Here is a 5287-nt window from a genome sequence, read left to right on the forward strand (position 1 = left end):
GCGGCCTGGATCAACAAGCCGGCACCAGCCGGCCCACTGATCCCGACACAACGTTAAAACGATCTACCTGCCTTGATCACTTTGACAGGTTCCGCTACGACGCCTGCTGCCACGGTTTGGCACAGCGGTATTTCCTCCAGGCTCTCCGGTTGGCTCAGGACGCCAATGACCGCCGGCTCGCCGGAAGCATCCTGTCCGCCATGAGCCATCAGGCGACGTTCCTCGGTCGCTACACGCAGGCCGCGACGCTCGCCCGCGCGGCTCTCATGGGCATCTCTCCCGTGGCCACGCCGACGCTCCGTGCCCAGTTCCACGCGATGGAGGCCCGCGCTCTTGCCCGGACCGGCGACGTACGGGCCTGCGAAGCCGCTTTGAGTGCCGCCACGAAAGCGCTGGAGAGCCGCAACAGCGACGACGAGCCCGAATGGATCACCTATTTCGACGAAGCCGAGCTTGCCGCAGAGGCCGCCCACTGCTTCCGTGACGTCAACAGCGCTCAGCAGGCCGTCGCCCACGCCGAGAACGCCATGAGCGGCAGCCACGTACGGAGCGACTTCTTCGCGACCATGGTTCTGGCCGACGCCCACCTACGCGCCGGAGACGTCGAGGAGGCTTGTCGGGTGGCGCTCGATGCGCTTGACCTGGGCGAGCAACTCAAGTCGGCACGATGCGTCAGTTACCTTGCCGAGTTCCGGCAGAATCTCGCAGCGGCTGACGACAGCATGGACGTGCAGACCTTCACCGAGCAGGTCAGAGAGCACAGGCTGTGGATTGCCTCGGGCGATCATGTCGGTGTCTGAGCGCAGGTCGCCGCGCGTTCAGAACGGGCCCCACTCGTCTCGGCCGTCCCCGGTGCGGAGGGACCGCACTCGCCGAGCGAATTCGGCGGCAGACCGCTCACTCGTCGTGACCTGGTGGCCGAGCCAGGCAACCATCATCAGCTCACGTAGGTCAGCGAGCGTTTCGTAGCCCGGCCAGTTCATCAGGTCGAAGCCGTACCGGTGCACGAACTCGGCGTACTCCGCCTTTGTATGCCAGTCGTACCTGTCGTAGAAGATCGCCGTCTGGATCAGGTCCCACTCGCGTGGGGCGAGGGCGAAGCCGTCCAGATCGATGAGCACAGCGTGCCCGTCCCGATGGCGGAGGATGTTCCCGATGCTGGCGTCACCGTGGATCATGCCGAAGGGAAGGACGAAGTCCAGCCGGTCGTAATCCTTGGCGAGCGTCGCCGCTCGCTCCTCCAGAAACGTCCGGTCCTCCCCCGAGATGCCGTCCAGGCCGTCGAGGGACGCCGCCAGCTTGGCCAGCGGGTCGAAGTACGGCAGGCCCAGAGATTCAGGTTCCTCAAGCCAGTGCAAGCGCCGTAGGAGATCGGCCAGCTCGCCAACCGTCGCATACTCCTCGTGCTCTTGGACGCTCTCCCAGAAGGTGATCACCAGGCCGCCGACGACCAGCGGTTGCGCAACCGACGCCGGCACGCGCGTGACCGGGAAGTCCTGCGTCTCAAGCCACCGGGCCACGCTCACGGCCCGTTCCATCTCGGCGAGCACCGACGGATCACGCGCGATGCGGACGATGACGGGTAACGACGTCAGGCGATAGACCGCGTTCGAGCCGAGCCGCAGCAGCTCGGCGCCACGGGGGTCGAGTCCCGCCGTCGCACATACCTCCCGGAGAACGGGCGCCAGGCCCTCCGCCGTAAACTCCACGCCGCCGCCGTCCGGTCCCCCGCTGCTGCCCGAGATCATGCTTCGACCATACGGGCCGTACCGACCGCCCGACAGGCCGCCCACGTAATAGGGGCGTAATGATCTTGCTCAGCGGGGCCCGAGCCAATCCCTCCCCCGCAGCTCAGGGCCCTATAGGCCTCTCGGTCTCACCTGGGCTCCGGAGCCGTGTGCGCAGGTTCGAATCCTGCCGGGGGCACCCTGCATGAGGTGCCCAAAGACCCCGTCACCAGCGGAAACGCTGAGGCCGGGGTCTTCGTGTTTGTGCAGCGCTATGCCGCCGAAAGCGGCCCTATGTCGGGTCCGTGGACGAGCTGTGGACGGGATCTTGGGGCATCGGCGCAGGTGAGGTCCAGAAAGCCACGACGTCGCTGGACGGTCGGTCCACAGCACCCCGGTGTTCTGGACCTACCGGATGCTGGTAGGCGTCGAGGCCTGGGAGCGCGAAGGCCGGGCAGCCAGAAGGAGAAGAAGCGCGAACGCGAGTTCAGCGAGAGCCACGAGCGGGAGGCCGTCGGTTGCCGTCGGGACGGTGGCGGCGAAGTGGCCGAGGGCGAGGAAAAGGAAGTCCAGAGACCAGGTCGCGGTCGGCCGACGGTAAGCACGGGCGAAGGCCCGGGAAGCGCCGCAAAGGCATGCGACGACCCAGAACAGCGCCAGAGCGAAGGAGACATAGGTCATCCACGTAGGGCCGGGGCGGTCAGGTTCACGGGGGAAGGCCACAGCGATAACAGTGGTCCCGGCGAGCAGAACAAACAGCCAGATGGCCTCGACGATCAGGGCCAGACCGAGGGCGATGCAAGCAACCCTGCGCACCGGCACTCCTCTGCGGAGGGGTAAGGGAAAAAGGCGACGGAACAATAGCGCCGGAGAGGGACACTCAAGTCGTGCGGGGCCGCCCATGGCTCCCGTGGGAACGGCCGGCACCCCATCGGGATGCCCGGCTCAGGCCTGGTTCCAAGCCTGGCGATGGCGAGCAACGCTGTACACCTGCTCCACCTGGTCGGCCGTGAGAACGCCTGAGAGCGGAGCGAGTGCCGATACCTGGCGCTCCTGATACACCCGGACATCGAGCTGCGTCGGCCGAGGCTTCTGACGCGGGACGGCCGGGTGATACTACTGAAACCAGCGCAGCAGCCGGCGAGTCTCATCTCGTAACGGGTGTGGAGGCGCACATGGACGAGCGCAAGTCCGCCCTGAGCGGCGACCGGGATGATTACGTCCCCCCCTTTGGGCTGGGGGCCCTGGCGATCGTCGTGGCCATCGTGGTGTGGATGGCATTCGGGCCGCTCGGACCGCTGTGGCTCTACGTTCTCGGCTGGGCGGTGGCGCTGGCCGCAGCGAACGGTGTCTCCTGGCTGCTGGTACGCCGCCGGGGCTGGGCTCATCCCGGGGCCGGCCATCTATCTCCGCTGGCCCAGCTCATGGCAGGGCTGCTGCGGCTCGGTCCGGAATCATGGCTGCTGGCCCCCCGCTGGGCCAAGACCCGAACGATCGCCATGGGTTTCCTGATAGCCGCCACCATTGCCGGAGGCATGGGATGGAAGGCTGGTCAGGAGTACCAGATGCTGGCGAATCTCCGGGACCGGGGCCACAGGACGGACGCAACCGTAGTCGAGATCACCAGCCGGTCGGAGGACAGCCGGGCGACCAGCGTGACCGTACGCTTTGGCACACCGTCCGGCCCCGTACGCGCGGATATCGATGTCGCGGTCAGCTCAGCAACCGAGGCGATGCCAGGAACGCGCATACCCGTCGTCTACAACCCGGCGCACCCCACCGAGGTCCGCCACATTGCATACCTCGACGGACGCGACGCCGACGGAATCCGACAGGGTTCGATCGTGATCGGGCTGCTCGCAGCGGGCTTGCTGGCGGGCACTGTGAGAGTGGTGGTGCGTACCAGGCGGCAAACGGAATCAGACACGACGCCGGACACCGACCACCCCAGGACCTAGTGCCGCGGGGCAGCCGCCGGCGGCAATGCAAGCAGCCGGACTGCCTGCCACCACGCCTCGCAGCTTCAGCCCGGCCCGGCCTGCCGGGGCACTCGCCCGAACACGTACCGAATTCGGTAGCTGACCAGGGCGGATGCCGACACGAGAGGGCGGGAGCCGGTCTCACTGCCTCCCGCCTCCTTAGATGACGACCCAAGCCGAGCAGGCCGGCCACCCAGACCCACATCTGGACCCCTGACGTCCGACACGTCTCGCGAAGCGAGGGAGCGGCGCACAGGCTGGACAGTGGAGGTGGGTTGTCGTGGCGCGAAACGAAGCCATCTCGCCCGTCGAGGGTGCTGAAGTGCTGGAAGCTCTGTTCGACCAGTGCCCTATAGGCCTGCTGATCTTGGACACGGAACTGCGCATCCTACGAATCCACCTCATCAGGCCGGTTCTGCACGAAGCGCCCCCGCGACAGATCATCGGCCGGCACGTCACCGACGTATACGACCTTTCCGCACCCGGTGACGTGGAGGCAATGCTGCACGGCGTGCTGGAGAGCGGCGCTCCCGCACGGGGGCAACTGGTGGCGGTGCGTCCGAAGAGCGCGCCGGGCCCGGAGTACCTGTTCTCCGTCTCGGCATCTCGCCTGGAGGACTCGCAGGGGAGGATATGGGGGGTACTGGCGGAGATGCTGGATGTCACCGAACGCGAAAAGGTACGCGCCCGTCTGCGTGTCCTCGGCTCGGTGCGCGAGCAGGTGGGACAGACCCTCGACGTGGTGGCCACCTGCGAGGAACTGGTGCAGGCGGTGGTGCCTGACCTCGCCGACGTCGCCGTGGTGGAAGTGGTGGACGCGGTGATACGCGGCGAAGACCCTCCGCCGAGCCCTCTGGAACGGGAGATACCGCTGCGGCGTGCCGCCGTCGGCCACAGCGGCGCCAAGGAGCAGATTCAGGCACATCCGGTGGGTGACGTGCGCGCTCTGCCGTTGCCGACGCCGTACGCCCAGACGCTGGCCGACCTCAAGCCCCGTCTCGTCGCCCTGGGCCCCAACACGCCCTGGCTGGCCGCCGTCCCGCCGCGCGCCGAGGCAATCCGCGCATCCGGTGCCCACAGCCTGATCACTGCACCCTTGACGCTGCGTGGAACCGTGCTCGGCCTGATGAGCCTGTACCGCACCGACCAGGCGGACGTCTACGACGAGGACGATGTCACTCTCGCCCTCGCACTGGCCGCTCACACCGCGCTGAGCATCGACAACGCCCGCCGCTACACCCGCGAGCACGCCATCGCCTCGACGATCCAGCGCCACGTGCTGGCTCCCCGTCCGGCGTCGCTGACCACCGTGGAAACCGCGTACCTGCACGTGCCCTCCGAGGCAGGTGGAGGCGGCGGGTTCGACACCTTCGCCCTGTCCGGCGCCCGCACCGCTCTGGTGGTCGGCGAGTGCGCCGGCCAAGGCATCCACGCGGCCACCACCCTGGGACAGCTACGGACCGTCCACCACTCCCTGGCCACACTCGACTTGGAACCCGACGAACTCCTCGCACGCCTCAACGACACCGCCATCAGCCTGGCTCAGGAACGCGCGGCTCTGCCGCCCGGCGACCCCCTGCA

The 5287-nt window shown here is 67.5% G+C and carries 4 protein-coding genes and 2 pseudogenes; 3 read left to right on the forward strand and 3 right to left on the reverse strand.

Annotated elements, in window-relative coordinates; genetic code table 11:
- Positions 1 to 800: pseudogene (locus tag ACWDA7_RS49840) on the forward strand (hypothetical protein); the annotation flags it as partial.
- 18 nt (positions 801 to 818) lie between these two features.
- Here ACWDA7_RS49840 and ACWDA7_RS49845 read toward each other — a convergent pair.
- From ACWDA7_RS49845 to ACWDA7_RS49855, 3 genes and pseudogenes are all read right to left on the reverse strand, one after another.
- Positions 819 to 1748 (reverse strand): phosphotransferase family protein, encoded by a 930-nt coding sequence (locus ACWDA7_RS49845; protein WP_450614473.1) that lies wholly within the window; start codon positions 1746 to 1748, stop codon positions 819 to 821.
- A 387-nt stretch (positions 1749 to 2135) separates the two neighbouring features.
- Positions 2136 to 2543: a hypothetical protein gene (locus ACWDA7_RS49850; RefSeq protein ID WP_450614475.1), complete on the reverse strand. Its 408-nt coding sequence runs from the start codon at positions 2541 to 2543 to the stop codon at positions 2136 to 2138.
- Between the two features lie 129 nt (positions 2544 to 2672).
- Positions 2673 to 2807 (reverse strand): annotated as a pseudogene (locus ACWDA7_RS49855) (NERD domain-containing protein); the annotation flags it as partial.
- 95 nt (positions 2808 to 2902) lie between these two features.
- Between ACWDA7_RS49855 and ACWDA7_RS49860 the strand changes: the two are divergent.
- Together ACWDA7_RS49860 and ACWDA7_RS49865 are read left to right on the forward strand one after the other, a co-directional pair.
- A complete protein-coding gene (locus ACWDA7_RS49860; protein WP_450614477.1) occupies positions 2903 to 3685 on the forward strand; it encodes a hypothetical protein in 783 nt (260 codons plus the stop codon).
- Positions 3686 to 3986: 301 nt separating this feature from the next.
- Positions 3987 to 5287: PAS domain-containing protein (locus ACWDA7_RS49865; RefSeq protein WP_450614479.1), on the forward strand; the 1301-nt coding region annotated here is incomplete at its 3' end.

It is taken from the genome of Streptomyces sp. NPDC001156 (assembly GCF_053598275.1).